Here is a 16,849-nt window from a genome sequence, read left to right as displayed (position 1 = left end):
ACGATTGCACTTCCGCCAGAGAGGACAGTCCATGTGCGACAATCATGCGAAGGCGCTTCCCCGCCGCGCACTCGTCACCGCGACCGCTATCGGGCTTGCCGCGGGCAGCCTCGCCTCCGGCGGCATCGCCCGGCGCGCCTACGCCCAAGCCGCGGCGCCCGCGCCCAATGCGATTGCCCCGGACGATGCCCTGAAAGTGTTGATGGAAGGAAACGCCCGCTATATCGCCAATGCGACCGAGAACCGGGATTATTCCGCCGGCCGTGCGGCGCGCGCCGCGGCGCAATATCCCATCGCGGGCCTCCTCAGTTGCGCCGATTCCCGGGTCGCACCGGAGCTCGTTTTTGATCAGGGGCCGGGCGAACTTTTCGTCGTGCGCGTGGCGGGCAATTTCGTGAGCACGGACGGTCTCGCCAGCCTCGAATACGGTGTGCAGATTCTCGGCCTCCCGCTCATCATGGTGCTCGGTCATTCCGGCTGCGGCGCGGTCGCCGCCACCATCAAAGTGCTCAAGGAGGGGACGCAATTACCCGGCCACCTGCCCGCCCTCGTGTCGGCCATCAGACCCGCGATCGACATGGCAGAGAAAGCGAAGGCAGCCGACCCTCTTGCTGCGGCGATTACCCAGAACGTCCGCTACAATGTGGCTCGGCTGCACAAGGCGACGCCAATCATCGCAGAGGCCGCCGCCACCGGCCGGATCAAGATCATCGGTGGCGTGTATGACATCGGCACCGGACGGGTCAGCCTCGTCTGATACGGTCTCAGTGTTTCCGATCCGGCAGCGGCGGCAGGCCGAGCGCGGTTCGTACTTCCTGCCGCGAACGGTCGAAGTCCGACAAGAAGCGCGGATCGTGAAAGAACACGCTCGCGATCACGGTGCCCGCAATCCGCCCGGCCTCGATATCGGTTGGGAAATGGGCCCCCGCGACGACCCGGTTATAGCCGTAGGTTGCCGCGCGATCGAAGATCGCACTGGCCTTCTCCGGCACCATGGCGGCGAGGATGATCGCGGTCACATAAGCGAAGGCCGTATGCCCGCTCGGGTAGGACGGTGTCTTTTTAGGGAAGACCAGGGGCGAGAGGTTGGAATCGACCACGAACGGCCGGGGCCGCGCAAAATGGGTCTTGGCCGCCGCCACAATCTGCTTTTCATCGGTCAGGAGGCGGGCGAAGAACGCGGTTGTCATGGGCAGTTTCTGCGGCGTGAACCCCGGCCCCATGACATCGGCGAAGCGGAAGACGGAGCGGTTATGGTCTTCCTCCGCATCGATCGAATCCTGAGCGCTCCGCTCCATCTCGGCTTTTTGGACGGCGGCGAGATCGGCCGTCTCCTGCGCCGAGCCGAGGGCGGCCGGCGGCGCCAGGAGATTGTCGAGATCGACCTCCGCCGGCGTGATGTAATAGCTGTCTTTGGCGTACGCGGCCACCGGTTGGGCGAGGGCAGCCAGCACCCAGCCGAGGGCCAAAGCCCCCGCGCCAATTCTCGTCATGATCGAACCTTTTGGTCGTTTCCCCGTATACCGTCATAACGTGTTCGTGACGGGCGGTCATCAAGGACCGTGGCGACGCCGCCTTGCGGCGCACGCCGTCCTGGCCGCTCTCCCTCTGCGCCCCCCACGATCCGGAGTGCCATTCCCGCCATGCCGAAAATCCGCCTGCGCATCCTGCTGGACCCCGATGGCCATATCGGCCCCGGCAAGGTCGAACTGCTGGAGCTGATCGAACGCCTCGGTTCGATCTCGGCAGCGGGCCGCGCGCTCGGCATGTCCTACCGACGCGCCTGGGAACTGGTGGAGGAGATGAACCGCATTTTCGGCCGCCCGGTGGCGGAAGCCCAGGCGGGCGGACGGCAAGGTGGCGGCGCAAAGCTGACCGATCTTGGCCGCTTCGTGGTTACCCGCTTCCGGGCGGCGGAGGCGACAGCTGAGCGGGCGATCGCCGCCGAGGTCGCGGCCCTCCAGGACGAGGTCGAGCGCGGCGGCTAAGCCCTCTGGCGCTTCTTCCCGCAATCGCTATCTTCGCTCGGGAATAACGACCTTCAGCCGAGGAGCATTCCCTTGCAACGACGCCACCTTCTCATGGGCGGCCTGGCCCTGACTGCCCTGCCCGGCATCGCCCGCGCGGCCGCCGGGGGAACCGTCAACGTCGCCTATGCCGGCTCCCTTGTGAACCTCATGGAGCACGGCATCGGTCCCGCCTTCGGCAAAACCGGCTCCACCTTCCGCGGCTATGCCGGCGGATCGGACAAGATGGCGCATGAGATTTCCGGCAAGCTACTCCAGGGTGACGTTTTCATCAGCGCCAATCCCAAGGTGAATGACAGCTTGACGGGCGCGGCCAATGGCGACTGGGTCGATTGGTACGTGACCTTCGCGCAATCGCCGCTCGTGATCGGCTACAACCCGAAGAGCCGCTTCGCGGAACTGTTCCGCCAGCATCCCTGGTACAAAGTGCTGCAATGGAAGGACATCCGCATCGGCCGCACCGATCCGAAGCTTGACCCCAAGGGGCGATTGACCATCGCATTGATGAGGAAGGCGGCCGAGGTCTACACGATCCCGGATCTCGACAAGACGGTCCTGGGCGCGCCCGACAATCCGGCCCAGGTTCTGCCGGAGGAAACCTTGGTCGGTCGACTGCAATCAGGCCAGCTGGACGTCGGGTTCTTCTATTCGACCGAGACGGCGGACCTGAAGATCCCGACGATCTTCCTGCCGAAGAAGGTGGCGCTCAGCGCCCACTACACGGCAACCGTCCTGAACCGCGCACCCAATGCGACGGGTGCCGTTGATTTCCTGGCCTTCCTTCTGGGGCCGGACGGCCGCGCTATCATGGCAAGCCATGGGCTCGACCTCGTGCCCCCGACGCTGCAGGGTGACCGCTCCAAGGTGCCAGCCAAGATCATGGCACTCATCCCGTAATCTGTCCGGAAGGAGCATGATGGTGCGGCGAGGCGCTTTCGCGATCCTGCCTTGCCTCGCGGCACTGCTTACCGTCTATCTCGCCGCCCCCTTTCTGGCGGGCATCGCCCATCTCGGGATGGCCGATTGGCATGGTGCAGACTGGCAGGGACTGGGAGCGGCGAGCCTCGTCTCCTGCCTCAGCGCCAGTGCCGCGACGCTGCTGATCGCGGCGGGCGGCATTCCGCTCGGCTACCTGCTCGCCCGGCGGCAGGGGCGATGGATGGCGCTGCTCGGCTTCTTCGTGCAGTTGCCGCTCGCCTTGCCGCCGCTCTCCAGCGGCATTCTGCTCCTCTTCCTGCTCGGCTATGCAAGTCCGCTCGGCGCGCTCACCCATGGTGCACTGACAGATTCCTTCGCCGGGATCGTGCTGGCCGAGACCTTCGTGGCGGCCCCCTTCCTCATCATCGCCGCGCGTTCGGCCTTCGCCGCCGTCGATCCGGTGCTGGAGGATGTCGCCCGCACGCTCGGCCACCCGCCCACCAGCGTTTTCCTGCGCGCGAGCCTACCGCTCGCCTGGCGGGGGATCGCGGCCGGAATGCTGCTCTCATGGCTACGCGCCTTCGGAGAGTTCGGGGCGACGGTGATGGTCGCCTATCACCCCTACTCTCTGCCCGTTTACACTTATGTCGCGTTTGGGGCGGCGGGTCTGCCCGCCATGGTGCCCGTGCTGCTGCCGACGCTCGGCACAGCGCTGCTCGTCATGCTGGCGGCGACGCGGCTGACCACGCCGCGCCGCGATGCAAAGGCCACGGATGCTTTGGAGGAGACCCGGCTTGCGCCGGCCGCGGTGCCGCCGGCCCGTCCGCATCCCCGGCCCCTCGCCTTGGCGGTGGAGCGCGGGCTGCCGGGTTTCACACTCTCACTCGCCTACCGGACCCAGGCGCGGCGCCTCGCCATCCTCGGTGCCTCCGGCTCTGGAAAATCCCTGACCCTCAGGGCGATCGCCGGACTTGATGCCGGCCCGGGGGACCGGCTCGTGCTGGGGAGCACCGATCTTTCGCCGCTGCCGCCGGAGGCACGGCACATCGCCTACGTGCCACAAAGCTACGGACTCTTTCCGCATCTCTCGGCCTGGCGGCAACTCGCTTTTGCGCGTGACCATGACGCCGAAGCCGCGCGCCTCTGGTTCGTCCATCTCGGCCTCACCGGGCTCGAGGAGCGTAAGCCGAGCCAGCTATCGCTCGGCCAGCAGCAGCGCGTGGCGATCGCCCGCGCGCTCAGCCGGCGCTCGGGGCTGCTTCTCCTGGACGAGCCCTTCTCCGCGCTTGACGCGCCGCTCCGCGCCGAATTGCGCGCGGCGCTCCGGCAATTGCAGGAGGAGACGGAGGCCTCGACCATCCTCGTGACCCATGATCCGGAGGAGGCCTTCCTGCTCGCCGACGACATTCTGGTGCTCGACCGTGGCCGGCTGCTGCAGGCGGGACCGGTGAACGCCGTCTTCGCCCGCCCCCGCAACGCCGCCGTCGCACGGCTCCTGGGCGCACACATCACGGCCCGGGGCCGTGCGATCGCAGCCGACCGGATGGAGATCGGCCAGGGGGTGACGATCTCCGTGGCCGGGCCGCCGCTGACACCCGGGCAAACGCTCGGCTGGTCCATCGCTCCGGAGCAGTTGCGCCTTCTGGATAGCGGCGGCACGAGGGGCGAGATTCTGCGCGTCGACCCGCCCATGGCTGGGCGACAAATCCTTTCGGTGCGGATCGGCGATGCGGTTCTTCCGCTGATCCAGGCACCGGACCCTGGTGCGCGGCCCGGAGCCGCGTGCATCACCCTGGCCGCCACCGCCCTCCAGATATGGGAAGAGGAAGCGGCTACGGGGCGCGGAGCGTTAGGTGGCAGGATCATGAGTCAACCAGATTAAAATTCGTCTTGCGGCCAAAAATGGCGCAAAGTCAGGTCCGTTTTTTCCGACAGAGGTTGACGCGGACGGCGCGGCACCCGACCCTCAACAGGTCCAGCAAAGAAGGTCGCCCGCGCAACGAAGGCGGCCGTGAAGAAGGGAAGCCACGAATGAGCGCCATGCGCACGATCAAAGGCCCGGCCATCTTTCTCGCCCAGTTCGCCGGAGACGAGGCGCCCTACAACAGTCTGCCGGCCATTGCCCGCTGGGCCGCGGGCCATGGCTACAAGGGCGTGCAGCTACCCTCCTGGGATGGCCGGCTGTTCGACCTTGCGCGCGCCGCCGAAAGCCAGACCTATTGCGACGAGGTGAAAGGCATCCTGGCGGAAGCCGGCGTCGCACTCACCGAACTCTCGACCCACCTGCAGGGCCAGCTGGTGGCGGTCCATCCGGCCTACGACCTCGCCTTCGACGGTTTTGCGCCCAAGGCGCTGCACGGCAAGCCCGAGGCGCGCCAGGCATGGGCGGTGGAGCAGCTGAAGCTGGCGGCCCGCGCCTCGCGCAATCTCGGCCTCACCGCGCATGCGACGTTCTCAGGGGGGCTGGCCTGGCCCTTCCTCTATCCGTGGCCGCAGCGGCCGGCCGGGCTGGTCGAAGCCGCCTTCGACGAACTGGCCCGCCGCTGGCACCCGATCCTGGACGCCTTCGAGGAGGCGGGCATCGACCTTTGCTACGAGATCCATCCCGGCGAAGACCTGCATGATGGCGTGACCTACGAGATGTTCCTGGAACGCGTGGGCAATCATCCGCGCGCCAACCTGCTCTACGATCCCAGCCACTTCGTGCTGCAGCAGCTCGACTATCTCGCCTATATCGACATCTACCATGAGCGCATCCGCATGTTCCACGCCAAGGATGCGGAGTTCAATCCGACCGGCCGTCAGGGGGTCTATGCGGGCTTTCAGCCCTGGGTGCAGCGCGCCGGGCGTTTCCGCTCGCTGGGCGACGGGCAGGTGGATTTCGGCGGCATCTTCTCGAAACTCTCGCAATACGGTTTCGACGGCTGGGCAGTGCTGGAATGGGAATGCTGCATCAAGGACAGCGAGCAGGGCGCGGCCGAAGGGGCGCCTTTCATCGACAGCCACATCATCCAAGTCGCATCCCGCGCCTTTGACGATTTCGCGGCAAGCGGTGTTGACGACGAAATGAACCGGCTCCTACTCGGCCTCGATTGAGGCCGGCCGGGGTCGGTCTCAGGTGGCCGGAACGAGATCGCGGGACCTCAGCAGAGGCGCAGTGCTGGGCCCCCGGCCACGGAAAGCCCGATAGAGCGCCATCGGATCGCGCGTGTCGCCCGCGCTCAGCAGCGTGCGGAGGCGCGCGGCGGTCGCCGCGTCGAACGGGTCTCCTGCCTCCTTGAAGGCCTCGAACCCGTCCGCATCCAGCACTTCGGACCACAGGTAGGAATAGTAGCCCGCGGCATAGCCGCCGCCCGCGAAGAGATGCTGGAAATGCGCCGGCCGATGACGGATGCCGATTTCGGCCGGCATGCCGATTGTATTCAGGAAATCCCGCTCGAAACTCTCGATGTCGATCGAACGGGGATCGGGGTGCTGGTGCAGCGCCATGTCGATCAGCGCGGCGGCCGTGTATTCGACCGTGCCGAAACCCTGGTTGAAGCCCTGGGCTGCCAACAGCCGCTCGATCAGCGCATCGGGAATCGGCGCGCCCGTTTCGGCATGGCGCGCATAGGCGTGCAGCGTTTCTGGCAGCGCCAGCCAATGCTCGTAGATCTGCGATGGCAGCTCCACGAAATCACGCCGCACCGAGGTGCCGGATTGCGAGGGGTAGTGCACGCGGCTGAGCAGGCCGTGCAGGGCATGGCCGAATTCGTGGAACATCGTCTCCGCATCGTCGAAGCTGAGCAGCGAAGGCTCCGCTTTCGTGAAATTATTGTTGTTGACGATGATGGGCGAGATCGGACCATCCAGGTTTTCCTGGTCCCGGTAACTGCTCATCCAGGCGCCGGAACGCTTGTCGGCGCGGGCGTAGTTGTCGGCCAGGAAGATGCCGACATGGCCGTCCGCATCCCGCACCTCATAGGCGCGGACATCCGGGTGGTAGACCGGCAGGTCCGGACGCGGCGTGAAGGTGAGACCGAAGAGCTTCGTTGCCGTATCAAAAATAGCGTTCTGCAACCGGTCCAGGACGAAATAGGGTTTCAGCTCGGTTTCGTCGAGCGCGTAGTCAGCCAAGCGTACCTTCTCGGCGTAGTAGCGCCAGTCCCAGGGGGCGAGCGCCTCGTTGGAGCCTTCCGCGCGGGCCGCGGCCTGCAGCCGGTCCCGCTCGACGGCGGCCTTGCGTTTCGCGGGCTCCCAGACCTCGGCAAGCAGCGCTTCCGCGGCGGCCGGAGTTCCGGCCATGGCGTCGGCCAGCCGGAACTCCGCGAAGGTCGCGTAGCCGAGCAGTTGCGCACGCTCGGCGCGGAGCGCCAGGATCTCGGGGATGAGAACGCGATTGTCGTGCGTCCCCGCATGCATGCCCCGCGCGATCCAGGCCTCATAGGCCCGGGCGCGCAGATCCCGCCGGACGGAGAAGGTGAGGAAGGGTTCGATGAGGGAGCGAGAGAGGGTGACGGCGTAGCCGGGCAGTCCGCGCTCGGTCGCCGCCTGGGCGGCGCCCGCCCGCACGAAATCGGGCAGGCCTTCCAGATCCTCCTCCGCCAGCGGCAGCGCCCAACTCTTCTCGTCATGCAGCACATTCTGGCCGAAGGCGGTGTGCAGCGCCGCGAGGCGGCTGGAAATCTCCGTCATGCGCGCCTTTCCGGCAGCGTCCAACCCGGCGCCACTGCGGATGAGGTTCAGATGCATCCGCTCCAGCAGGCGCATCTGGTCCTCCTCGAGGCCCAGCGTCGCGCGCTTCACGTGAAGCGCGTCGATGCGCGCGAAGAGCGCCGGATCGAGTGCGATCTTCATGCCGTGCTGGGCGAGCTTGGGCGCCAGATCACGATCGAGCGCCTCCAGCGCCTCGCCGCCGAGACTGCTGACAAGATTATAGAAAACGGCGCTGACGCGGGAAAGCGCCCGGCCGGAGCGCTCCAGCGCCTCGACCGAATTGGCAAAGCTCGGAGCGGCCGGATCCGTGGCGATGGCCGCGATCTCGGTCAGGTTTTCTTCCATCGCAGCCGCGAAGGCCGGCGGAAAATGATCCGGCCGGATCAGATCGAAGGGCGGGACGCCAAAGGGGGTCGTCCAGCCGGCAAGGAGCGGGTTATCCTGGGTCATACGACACAGTCGGGCAGAAGCGGCTCCCGGGGTCAAGCCATAGGGTGCCCTTCGCGTCGTAGCTGACTGAAGGCGAAACAGGCGTGTTCAATCTCATCTACCTGCCACAACCCCTCACCATGATCGTCACCATGACGGTGGTGGTACTGCTCGCCTGCCTCAACTATACGGTCATCTGGTTCCAGAACCGGGCCGAGGCCGCCATGCCCTGGATGATCGCGGCCTCGTTGATGAGCGGCGCCGCCTTCTTGGCCCGTGCCTTCCTGCCCACCACCGCGGGCATTGACGTGGCGAATCCGGCTATCCTTCTCGGCCTTGCCTGCGTCTGGACCGGCTGCCGCCGGCTGGACGGCAAGCCCACGATCTGGCTCGGCCTCGTCGCCGCCTTCGCGATCTGGCCGCTCTGCGCCGTCGTGCCGGGTTTCATCGCGAACGGCGCCGCCCGTTTCGCGGTCTCCTACCTCGTCGCCGCACTCCTGATAGTCCTCGCCCTATGGGCTTTGCGAACCAAGCGCCGCATCCGACCTGGGCGCCGCTTCGCGATGATACTCCTCGGCGTGGAGGGCACGGTCTGCACGCTCTGGGGTCTGGGGCAACTCGCGACCCTGGCCGGCTTCGCCGATCTTGGCGGCATCGCTGTCAACCTTCCCTTCTCCGCCCTCACCATCATGAGCTTTCATCTGATCCTGAGTTTCGCCTTCGTGGCGCTGGTGAAGGAGGAGTCGGAGCGTCGCCACATCAAGGCAGCACAGCTGGACCGGCTGACCGGCCTGGGCAACCGCCGACGGCTGGACGCCCAGCTGGAACAGGCGACGTTTGAAGCACGGGCCAGCGGCGGCGCGCTGTCCGTCATCATGATCGATGTTGATCACTTCAAGGCCTACAACGACCGCTACGGCCATCCTGCCGGCGATGCCTGCCTGCGCGCAGTCGCCGAGAGCCTCGCCGCCTGCCTCACGCGCCGGGGGCAGGAGGTCATGCGCTATGGCGGGGAGGAATTTACCATCCTGCTGCGCGGCGCGGAGGAGGCGGAAGCCTTCGCGATCGCTGAAACCCTGCGCCAGGCCGTGCGCGCGATGAATACGTCGCATGAGGACTGCGCAGGCGGCATCGTCACCATCAGCCTTGGTGTTGCGACCGCACATGGGGCGGAGACGGACGCTTTCGCTCTCGTCGCCGCGGCAGACCGCGCGCTCTATCGCGCAAAGGACGATGGCCGGGACAGGACGATCCTCTACCGGCCAGGCTATGCGGCCGAACATCCGCTGGAAGAAGGCCGCATCAGGATGAGCCCGGGCCTCGCCCCCTGACGCGGGAGCATCGCCCAACAAAATTGCAAAAGAGGACTAGCCGCGCCGGGCCCGACGTGGCCTGATACGCAGGCGTGCCCGGCAAGGTCGGCCTCATCCAAGATGACGACCAAAAAGAAACAATAAGGGGAGAGACATCATGGAGCGGCGTTCCGTTCTCGGCGGCTTGGGCCTTGGCCTGGCTGGGGTAGCCTCACTGGCAGCCCCGGCTCGCGCAGCCGGCAAATCCTTCACGGTTGCCCTGATACCCGGCCTCACGACCGACGCTTTCTACATCACCATGCATCGCGGCGCTGCGGCGGCGGCGAAGGCGCTGGGCGTCGATCTCGTCTTCCAGGGGGCACCCGAATTCAATCCGGTGCAGCAGGTGCCGGTGCTGGATGCGGTGATCGCACGCAAGCCCGATGCCCTGCTGATCGCACCAACCGACAAGGTGCAGCTGATCAAGCCGCTGCAGGCAGCCTACCGCGCCGGCATTCCGGTCATCACCGTCGATACCTATATCGGCACCGGCGTCTATCAGACCGGCAGCGGTGATGCTGATTTCCCGCTCTCCTACATTGCCTCCAACAATACCCTCGGCGGCCAGATGGCGGCGCGGGCGCTGGCCAAGGAATTGGGAGGGAAAGGCAAGGTCTACGTCTCCAACATCCAGCCCGGCGTCTCCACGACCGACGAGCGCACGGCGGGTTTCATCGCTGAGATGAAGAAGGAGTTTCCAGGCATTACCGTGCTGCCGACGCAGTTCAATGATGACGATGCGAACAAGGCGGCCTCCCAGGCGCAGTCGGTGCTCGCCCGTAATTCGGATCTCGCGGGCGTCTTCGGCGCCAATCTGTTCTCCGCTATGGGGGCGGCGAACGGCATCCAGCAGGGCGGCGCCAGCGGCAAGGTCAAGGTTGTCGCCTTCGATGCGCCGCAGACCATCATCGGCAATATCAAAAGCGGTCTGATCGACATGGCAATCGCCCAGCATCCGGCGGAGATCGGATGGTTCGGCGTGGCGGCCGCCTACGCACACTTGACCGGGCAATCTATTCCCCCCGCGATCGCCACCGGTTTCACGATCATCGACAAACAGAACGTCGATGACCCGGCGATACAGAAATTCGTCTATTCGGCGTGAGTGTGACGGCTTCCACGCGCGCGGCCCCGGGCAAACCCCGGGGACAGCGCACCCTGGCGGCGCTGGCCGCCGCCCGGGCCTGGATCTTCCTCATCCTGCTCGTTGTCGTCTTCGAGATCTGGTCGCAGATCGCCTATGGCACGACCTTCATCTTCAGCAGCTTCAACATCCGTTCCATTGCCGTCTTCGCCGTCGCCCCGGTGCTGCTCGGCCTCGGCCAGACGCTGGTCATCATCTCGGGCGGCATCGACCTCTCGGTCGGCTTCACGATGGGTTTCGCTGCCGTCATCGCGGCGCATGTGGCCAATGGCGTGGGGGCTGCCGCCGGCCCCGGGATCGGCCTGCTCATCGCCATCGTGGTGGCACTCGGCGCCACGATGGTGCCAGGATGGATCAACGGCGTACTGGTGGCCCGCCTGCGCGTGCCGCCGTTCATCGGCACACTCGGCATGTATGGCGTGGCGCGGGGGGCCGCCTATCTCTTCGCCGGCGGCACGACGGTGCCGGTGCAGAACAACTGGCTGACCTGGCTCGGCAATGGGCGCATCCTGGGCATCCCTGCTCTCGTCATCATCGCCGTCATCGTCGTCGGCATCTTCCACTACCTGCTCTCGGAGACGCTGTTCGGCCAATACACCTATGCGATCGGCGGCAATCGGCAGGCGACGCTCCGGGCCGGCGTCAATGTCCGCCGCGTCACCATCATCCTCTATGTGCTGTCAGCGCTGACGGCAGGGATCGACGGCATCCTCTACACCGGCCGCTTTGCGGCGGGCGCCCCGCAGGCGGGAGAGCCGCTGCTGCTCGACAGCATCGCCGCCGTCGTTATCGGCGGCGCCAGCCTGTTCGGCGGATCGGGCACGATCATCGGTACCATCATTGGCGCGCTGATCATCGCGGTCATTCAGTACGGGCTCGTCTTCCTCAATGTCGAACCCTTCTGGCAGTTCATCGCGGTTGGACTCGTCATCATCGTCTCGGTCCTCGTCGACCAAAGTCAGCGGCGCTTCTCGGGAGGACGCCAGGATGAGTGAAACCGTTCTTGAGACACGCGGCATCTCCAAGCGCTTCGGCGGCGTGCATGCGCTGGAGCGCGTCGATTTCAGTCTGCGCGCGGGCGAGGTGGTGGCGCTGGCCGGCGACAACGGCGCCGGCAAATCGACCTTCACCAAGATCATCTCCGGCGTCTTCCGGCCGAGCGAGGGCGAGATCCACTATTGCGGGCAGCCCGTCTCCTTCGACGGGCCGCAGGCCGCCCGCTCTCTCGGCATCGAGACGATCTACCAGGACCTGGCGCTTGCCGATAATCTCGATATCGGCGGCAATGTCTTCCTCGGCCGCGAACTCACGACGAAGTTTCTCTTCCTCCCGCGCATCGATCGCAAACGCATGCGGGAAGAGGCGGCAAAGGCTGTCTCTGTGCTGGACGTGCATCTGGACCGGCTGGACAGGCCGGTGCGCGCGCTTTCCGGTGGGCAGCGCCAGGCGGTCGCGATCGGCCGGGCCATCCATTGGGACGCCCGCGTGCTGATCATGGACGAGCCGACCGCCGCACTCGGTGTTCCCGAGCAGCGCAAAGTGATGGATCTCATCCGCTCGCTGAAGACGAAAGGCATCGGCGTCATCTTCATCTCCCACAACCTCGCGGACATGTTTGCGGTCAGCGATCGCATCGTCGTGCTCCGCCGCGGTATCGTCGCGGGCGAGCGGCAGGTGGGCCATGTCGATCCGGAGGAGATCGTGCGGCTGATGGTGGGGCAATGACGCCCAAGGAGGACAGACGGCTTCGGATTGGGGTGCTCGGCTGCGGACCCATTGCGCAGTTCGCGCATTTCGAATCCTGCACCAAGGCGAGCAACGCCGATCTGTACGCGATCTGCGATGTCGCCGAGGATCTGCGAACCCGCATGGCCGCGACCCATGCGCCGGAAAAGACCTTCGCCGAATACGACGCCATGCTGGCGGATCCGGACGTCGAGGCGGTGATCATCGCGACCTCGGACGCCTTCCATGTACCGGCAAGCCTGCGCGCACTCGAAGCCGGCAAGCACGTACTCTGCGAGAAGCCCATCGGGGTCAGTGTGGAAGAGGTGGAGCAGCTGCGCGATGCGGCGGCCCGCGCCGGGCGCATCCTGCAGATCGGCCACATGAAGCGCTTCGACCCCGGGCTGCAGGCCGCGAAGACCTTCGTCGATACCGAAATGGGCGAGGTCCTGGCGCTGAAGGCCTGGTATTGCGACAGCACCCATCGCTACACCATGACGGATGCGGTGCAGCCGCTGCCGGTGACCAGCAAGCTCGCCCGCAAACCCGGGGGGAATCCGAAAGCCGATCTGCGGCGCTACTACATGCTTGCCCATGGCAGCCACCTGCTCGATCTCGCGCGCTGGCTTTGCGGCCCGATCACCGAGGTGCGGGCAAGGCTGTCAGAACGTTTCGGCGCCTATTGCTGGTTCGTGGACACGACCTTCGCCAATGGCACGCTCGGCCATCTCGACCTCACCGTCGCCGTGCGCATGGATTGGCATGAGGGGCTCCAGTTGTACGGCCAGAACGGCAGCGTCGTCGCCCGGACCTTCAATCCGTGGTATTTTCGCTCCTCGGAAGTGGACATCTTCCATGAAAAGGATGCGACGGTTCGAAAACCTCTCGGGGCGGACGGGCATTTCTACCGCCGGCAGGTGGAGGGTTTTGCCGAGACGATTCTGACGGGAAAAACCCAGCTCGGCGCGGATGCCGAGGATGGCGTCGCCAATATCCGCGCCATGGTGGCGATCGCGCGCTCGGTCACCGAGGGCCGCGCGGTCAGGCTGGACGAGGTTGCGGGGGCGCTATGAATCGCATCGGGATTTTTGCGAAGACCTTCCCAGGGCAGACGGCTTCGAGCGTGCTCACGGCGGCGCGCGACGCGGGCTACGGCTGCGTGCAATTCAACCTCTCCTGCTGCGGCCTGCCTTCCATGCCGGATTCCCTTCCGGCCGAGTTGGTGGCCGACATCGCCGCAGCTTCGGCGAACACGGGCGTGACCATTGCCGCGCTCTCCGGCACCTACAACATGATCCACCCCGATCCGATGGTGAGAGCACAAGGGCTCGCCCGTTTGCGAGTCCTTCTGTCTCATGCCCGCGCGATGGGCACGAGCCTGGTCACCCTCTGCACCGGCACGCGCGATCCGGACGATCAATGGCGCGCGCATCCGGAAAACGAGGCGCCCGAGGCCTGGGCCGATCTCCTGGTGGAGATGGAGCAGGCGGCCGCGATGGCGGAGGAACTCGGCGTCGATCTCGGCATTGAGCCGGAACCCGCGAATGTCGTGGGGTCCGCCGCCCGCGCCGCGCGGCTGCTGCGCGAAATCCCTTCGCCCCGGCTGCGCATCATCCTCGACCCCGCCAATCTCGCGGCCGGCACCAATGCGGACCAGGACCGGATTTTCGAGAGCGCGGCGGACTTCCTGCACGAGCGTATCGCCCTCGCCCATGCCAAGGACCGGGATGCCGCAGGCGAGGTCGTCCCCCCAGGGCAGGGTATCATCGATTTCCCGCGCTTCTTCGCGCATCTCACCCGCGTCGGCTTTCGCGGCCCCGTCATCACGCACGGAATCGCCCCCGAGGACGCGCCGCAGGTTGCCCGCTTCGTGGCTCAGACGCTCGGATCATGAGGGCGCATCTGCTGGTGGACGATCAGCCGCTCGCCTTCACGGACGAGGGCGAGGGGCTTCCCGTGCTCTTTCAGCATGGGCTGGGCGGGAACGAGGCCCAGGTGCGGGAGAATTTTCCCGAGCACCATCCCGGCATCCGCCGCCTCACCCTCGAGTGCCGCGGCCATGGCGCCTCGCCGCCCGATCCCGCCGGACGCTATGCCATCCGGCTCTTTGCGGAGGACTGCCTGAGGCTCACCGATGCACGACGGGTCGGCCGTTTCGTGGCAGGCGGCATCTCCATGGGGGCGGCAATCGCCCTGCACCTCGCCTGCCACTATCCGGAACGGGTCTCCGCCCTCATCCTCGCCCGGCCCGCCTGGCTCTTCGCGGCCTCGCCGGACAATCTCCGCGCCTATGCCGAGGTCGGCCGCCTGCTGCGGGAGGCGGGACCGGCACGGGGCCGCCTGCTGTTCGATGAGAGTGAAACGGCTGCCGAATTCGCCCAAACCGCACCCGGAACGCTGGCAAGCCTGCGCGGCTTCTTCGACCACCCTAACCCGGGTGATCTCGCGCGTCTGCTCGAACGCATCGCGGCGGACGGGCCCGGTATTTCGGAAGCCCAAGCGGCCATGCTCGCTTTACCCACCCTGGTGATTGGCCACCGGGTGGACCAAGCGCATCCTTGGCACTGCGCGGAAGCGCTGGCCGCGACGATCCCCCACGCCCGGCTGGTCGAGATTCCGCCCAAGGCGACGGAGCCCGAGGCCCATCGCGCGGCCTTCCGGTCAGCGGTCGGCCGCTTCCTGGACGATCTCCATGCGTGATCAACAACACAGAAGAGGCAAACCGACATGCCCGCGCCAAACTGGCTGGACCTTCTGCCGCGCCGGCGGCTGATCGCGGAATATTCGATCTGGTCCGGCGATCTTGCCCATCTTGCCCAGGATGTCGCCCGCACCGACGCCTTCGCGGACCTCTATCACGTGGACGTGGCGGACGGACATTTCGCGCCGGCTTTGCTCTTCTTCCCCGATCTCGTGGCACGCCTCCGGCGTCTCACCGGGCGGCCCTTCCATGTCCACCTGATGGTGGCCGACGACGTGCTTCTCAGCCAGATCGACCAGTTCGCCGAAGCGGGCGCCGATCTCATCTCGGTCCATGTCGAGAACGAGGCGGTGCTTCCCGCGGCACTCGACCGCATCCGCGAACACGGCATCAAGCGCGGCCTCGTGCTGAAGCTCGAGACGCCGGTGGCACGCCTCGAACCCCTGCTGGGCGCCGTGGACTTCGTGACCTTGCTTGGCACCGCGATCGGCGTGAAGGGTCAGGGACTGTCGGCGGATGCCTGCCCGCGCCTGCGTGCGGTGCGCGGGATGATCGCGGCGGCTGGGCTCGGCGGATCAGTCATCCTGGCAGCGGACGGCGGTATTCGGGAGAATACCGTGCCGGATCTCGCCCTGGCGGGCGCGCAGACGGTGGTGATGGGCTCGCTCGCCTTCGGCGCCCCTGACCTCTCCGAACGCATGCGCTGGCTGCACGCTTTGCCGATCGCCTGACCCATGCGCATCGCGATCGGAATCGATCTCGGCGGCACCGAATTGCGGGCGGCGGCAATAGACGAGACCGCCCAGGTTCTACGCCATGCCCGTCTCCCGACCGCGGCCGAGGCCGGTCCCATTGCAATCGTGGAGCAGATAGCCCGCCTTGTGGATAATGTCTCATCCGGCCTGGACCCGACCGGCATCGGCATCGGCTCGCCCGGCCCGCTCGACGCCGCCACGGGCACAGTCATCCACGCGCCCATGCTGCACGGCTGGCGAGACGTGCCGCTTGTCCAGCTCGTCACGGACCGCACGGGCCTGCCGACCTTTCTCGAGAATGACGCCAATGCCGCGGCCTTGGCAGAATGGCGCTTCGGTGCCGCGCAGGGGCTGCGTCACATGGTCTATGTCACCGTCAGCACGGGGATCGGCGGCGGAATTGTCATCGACGGGCGACTTCTGCATGGGCACCGAAGCCTTGCAGGAGAGATCGGCCACATGACCGTCACCGAGAACCCCATTCCCTGCGCCTGCGGCGGCTTCGGCTGCTGGGAGTCGCTTGCTTCGGGCAGCGCGCTCGGCCGTAGGGCGAGAGAGGCCGGCTTGCAGGCGGATGGACCGATGACAGCGCGCGTGGTGGCTGAGCGTGCCGCGGCAGGGGACGAGACGGCGCGGCGCCTGATGGCGGAAGAGGCGCGCTATCTCGGCATCGGCTTCGCCAATCTGCTGCATCTTTATGCGCCAGAGATGATCGTGGTGGGCGGCGGGGTTTCGGCCGCCCTGCCGCAGATGGCGGAGGAGATCGCCCGCACGGTCTCGGTGCGGGCGATGCCGGCCTATGCGGATGTGCCGATCCGTGCGGCTGGCCTCGGCACTCAGGCCGGGGTTATCGGCGCGGCGCTGCTCGCCTTGCCCGGATAGAGCTTGTCAGAGACAGACTCTATCCGTTTGGAATGGGGGCTGATTCACGGTTTGGATGACTAGCAGGCGCCCGGATCGTATTTCGCGGCGAAATCGGCCGCGTCCAGCGCCCGGAAATCGGGCAGCGCCGCCTTCAGCCGCGCATGCTCCCACTCCCACCAGGCAATGCGGCGCAGCGCCTCCTCCACCTTTTCCGTCACCCGCCTGCGGATGACGCGTGC

General features: G+C 66.5%; 16 protein-coding genes. 14 read left to right on the top strand and 2 right to left on the bottom strand.

Annotated features, from left to right (window positions below):
• Positions 1-31 precede the first annotated feature (31 nt).
• Entirely contained in the window at positions 32-757 is a 726-nt protein-coding gene (locus VL752_RS20405) for a carbonic anhydrase (RefSeq protein WP_325358164.1), read from the top strand.
• A gap of 7 nt (positions 758-764) precedes the next feature.
• Here the strand turns inward: VL752_RS20405 and VL752_RS20400 are convergent, their stop codons facing one another.
• Entirely contained in the window at positions 765-1,493 is a 729-nt protein-coding gene (locus VL752_RS20400; protein ID WP_325358162.1) for an acid phosphatase, read from the bottom strand.
• Positions 1,494-1,643: 150 nt separating this feature from the next.
• Between VL752_RS20400 and VL752_RS20395 the strand changes: the two genes are divergently transcribed.
• The 4 genes from VL752_RS20395 (at position 1,644) to VL752_RS20380 (ending at position 6,041) form a co-directional block, all read left to right on the top strand.
• Entirely contained in the window at positions 1,644-1,988 is a 345-nt protein-coding gene (locus VL752_RS20395; protein WP_325358160.1) for a winged helix-turn-helix domain-containing protein, read from the top strand.
• Positions 1,989-2,060: 72 nt separating this feature from the next.
• Positions 2,061-2,924, top strand: a complete 864-nt coding sequence (locus tag VL752_RS20390) for an extracellular solute-binding protein (protein WP_325358158.1) — start codon at positions 2,061-2,063, stop codon at positions 2,922-2,924.
• A gap of 16 nt (positions 2,925-2,940) precedes the next feature.
• The gene (locus tag VL752_RS20385) at positions 2,941-4,827 is read left to right on the top strand and encodes an ATP-binding cassette domain-containing protein (RefSeq protein WP_325358156.1); all 1,887 of its coding nucleotides are present in this window, start codon (positions 2,941-2,943) and stop codon (positions 4,825-4,827) included.
• Between the two features lie 149 nt (positions 4,828-4,976).
• Complete coding sequence (locus VL752_RS20380) at positions 4,977-6,041, top strand: sugar phosphate isomerase/epimerase family protein (RefSeq protein ID WP_413788779.1); 1,065 nt, start codon at positions 4,977-4,979, stop codon at positions 6,039-6,041.
• Between the two features lie 18 nt (positions 6,042-6,059).
• Here the strand turns inward: VL752_RS20380 and VL752_RS20375 are convergent, their stop codons facing one another.
• Entirely contained in the window at positions 6,060-8,090 is a 2,031-nt protein-coding gene (locus VL752_RS20375; RefSeq protein ID WP_325358154.1) for a M3 family metallopeptidase, read from the bottom strand.
• A gap of 83 nt (positions 8,091-8,173) precedes the next feature.
• Between VL752_RS20375 and VL752_RS20370 the strand changes: the two genes are divergently transcribed.
• The 9 genes from VL752_RS20370 (at position 8,174) to VL752_RS20330 (ending at position 16,628) form a co-directional block, all read left to right on the top strand.
• Positions 8,174-9,400, top strand: a complete 1,227-nt coding sequence (locus tag VL752_RS20370; RefSeq protein ID WP_325358152.1) for a GGDEF domain-containing protein — start codon at positions 8,174-8,176, stop codon at positions 9,398-9,400.
• A 139-nt stretch (positions 9,401-9,539) separates the two neighbouring features.
• The gene (locus VL752_RS20365) at positions 9,540-10,526 is read left to right on the top strand and encodes an ABC transporter substrate-binding protein (RefSeq protein WP_325358150.1); all 987 of its coding nucleotides are present in this window, start codon (positions 9,540-9,542) and stop codon (positions 10,524-10,526) included.
• Between the two features lie 2 nt (positions 10,527-10,528).
• Positions 10,529-11,560, top strand: coding sequence for an ABC transporter permease subunit (locus tag VL752_RS20360; RefSeq protein ID WP_325358148.1), 1,032 nt, complete (start codon positions 10,529-10,531; stop codon positions 11,558-11,560).
• Positions 11,553-12,290: an ATP-binding cassette domain-containing protein gene (locus tag VL752_RS20355; protein ID WP_325358146.1), complete on the top strand. Its 738-nt coding sequence runs from the start codon at positions 11,553-11,555 to the stop codon at positions 12,288-12,290. Before VL752_RS20360 ends, VL752_RS20355 begins: the two co-directional genes overlap by 8 nt.
• Entirely contained in the window at positions 12,287-13,363 is a 1,077-nt protein-coding gene (locus tag VL752_RS20350; protein ID WP_325358144.1) for a Gfo/Idh/MocA family protein, read from the top strand. The genes VL752_RS20355 and VL752_RS20350 overlap by 4 nt, the downstream gene beginning before the upstream one ends.
• Positions 13,360-14,184, top strand: a complete 825-nt coding sequence (locus VL752_RS20345; RefSeq protein WP_325358142.1) for a sugar phosphate isomerase/epimerase family protein — start codon at positions 13,360-13,362, stop codon at positions 14,182-14,184. Before VL752_RS20350 ends, VL752_RS20345 begins: the two co-directional genes overlap by 4 nt.
• Positions 14,181-14,990 (top strand): alpha/beta fold hydrolase, encoded by an 810-nt coding sequence (locus tag VL752_RS20340; RefSeq protein ID WP_325358140.1) that lies wholly within the window; start codon positions 14,181-14,183, stop codon positions 14,988-14,990. Before VL752_RS20345 ends, VL752_RS20340 begins: the two co-directional genes overlap by 4 nt.
• A gap of 27 nt (positions 14,991-15,017) precedes the next feature.
• Positions 15,018-15,722, top strand: coding sequence for a ribulose-phosphate 3-epimerase (locus VL752_RS20335; protein ID WP_325358138.1), 705 nt, complete (start codon positions 15,018-15,020; stop codon positions 15,720-15,722).
• Between the two features lie 3 nt (positions 15,723-15,725).
• The gene (locus VL752_RS20330; RefSeq protein ID WP_325358136.1) at positions 15,726-16,628 is read left to right on the top strand and encodes an ROK family protein; all 903 of its coding nucleotides are present in this window, start codon (positions 15,726-15,728) and stop codon (positions 16,626-16,628) included.
• Positions 16,629-16,849: the final 221 nt, after the last annotated feature.

This window comes from Acidisoma sp. (assembly GCF_035492295.1).
Lineage (GTDB): Bacteria > Pseudomonadota > Alphaproteobacteria > Acetobacterales > Acetobacteraceae > Acidisoma.
This window is presented reverse-complemented; position numbering and strand designations above follow the sequence as displayed.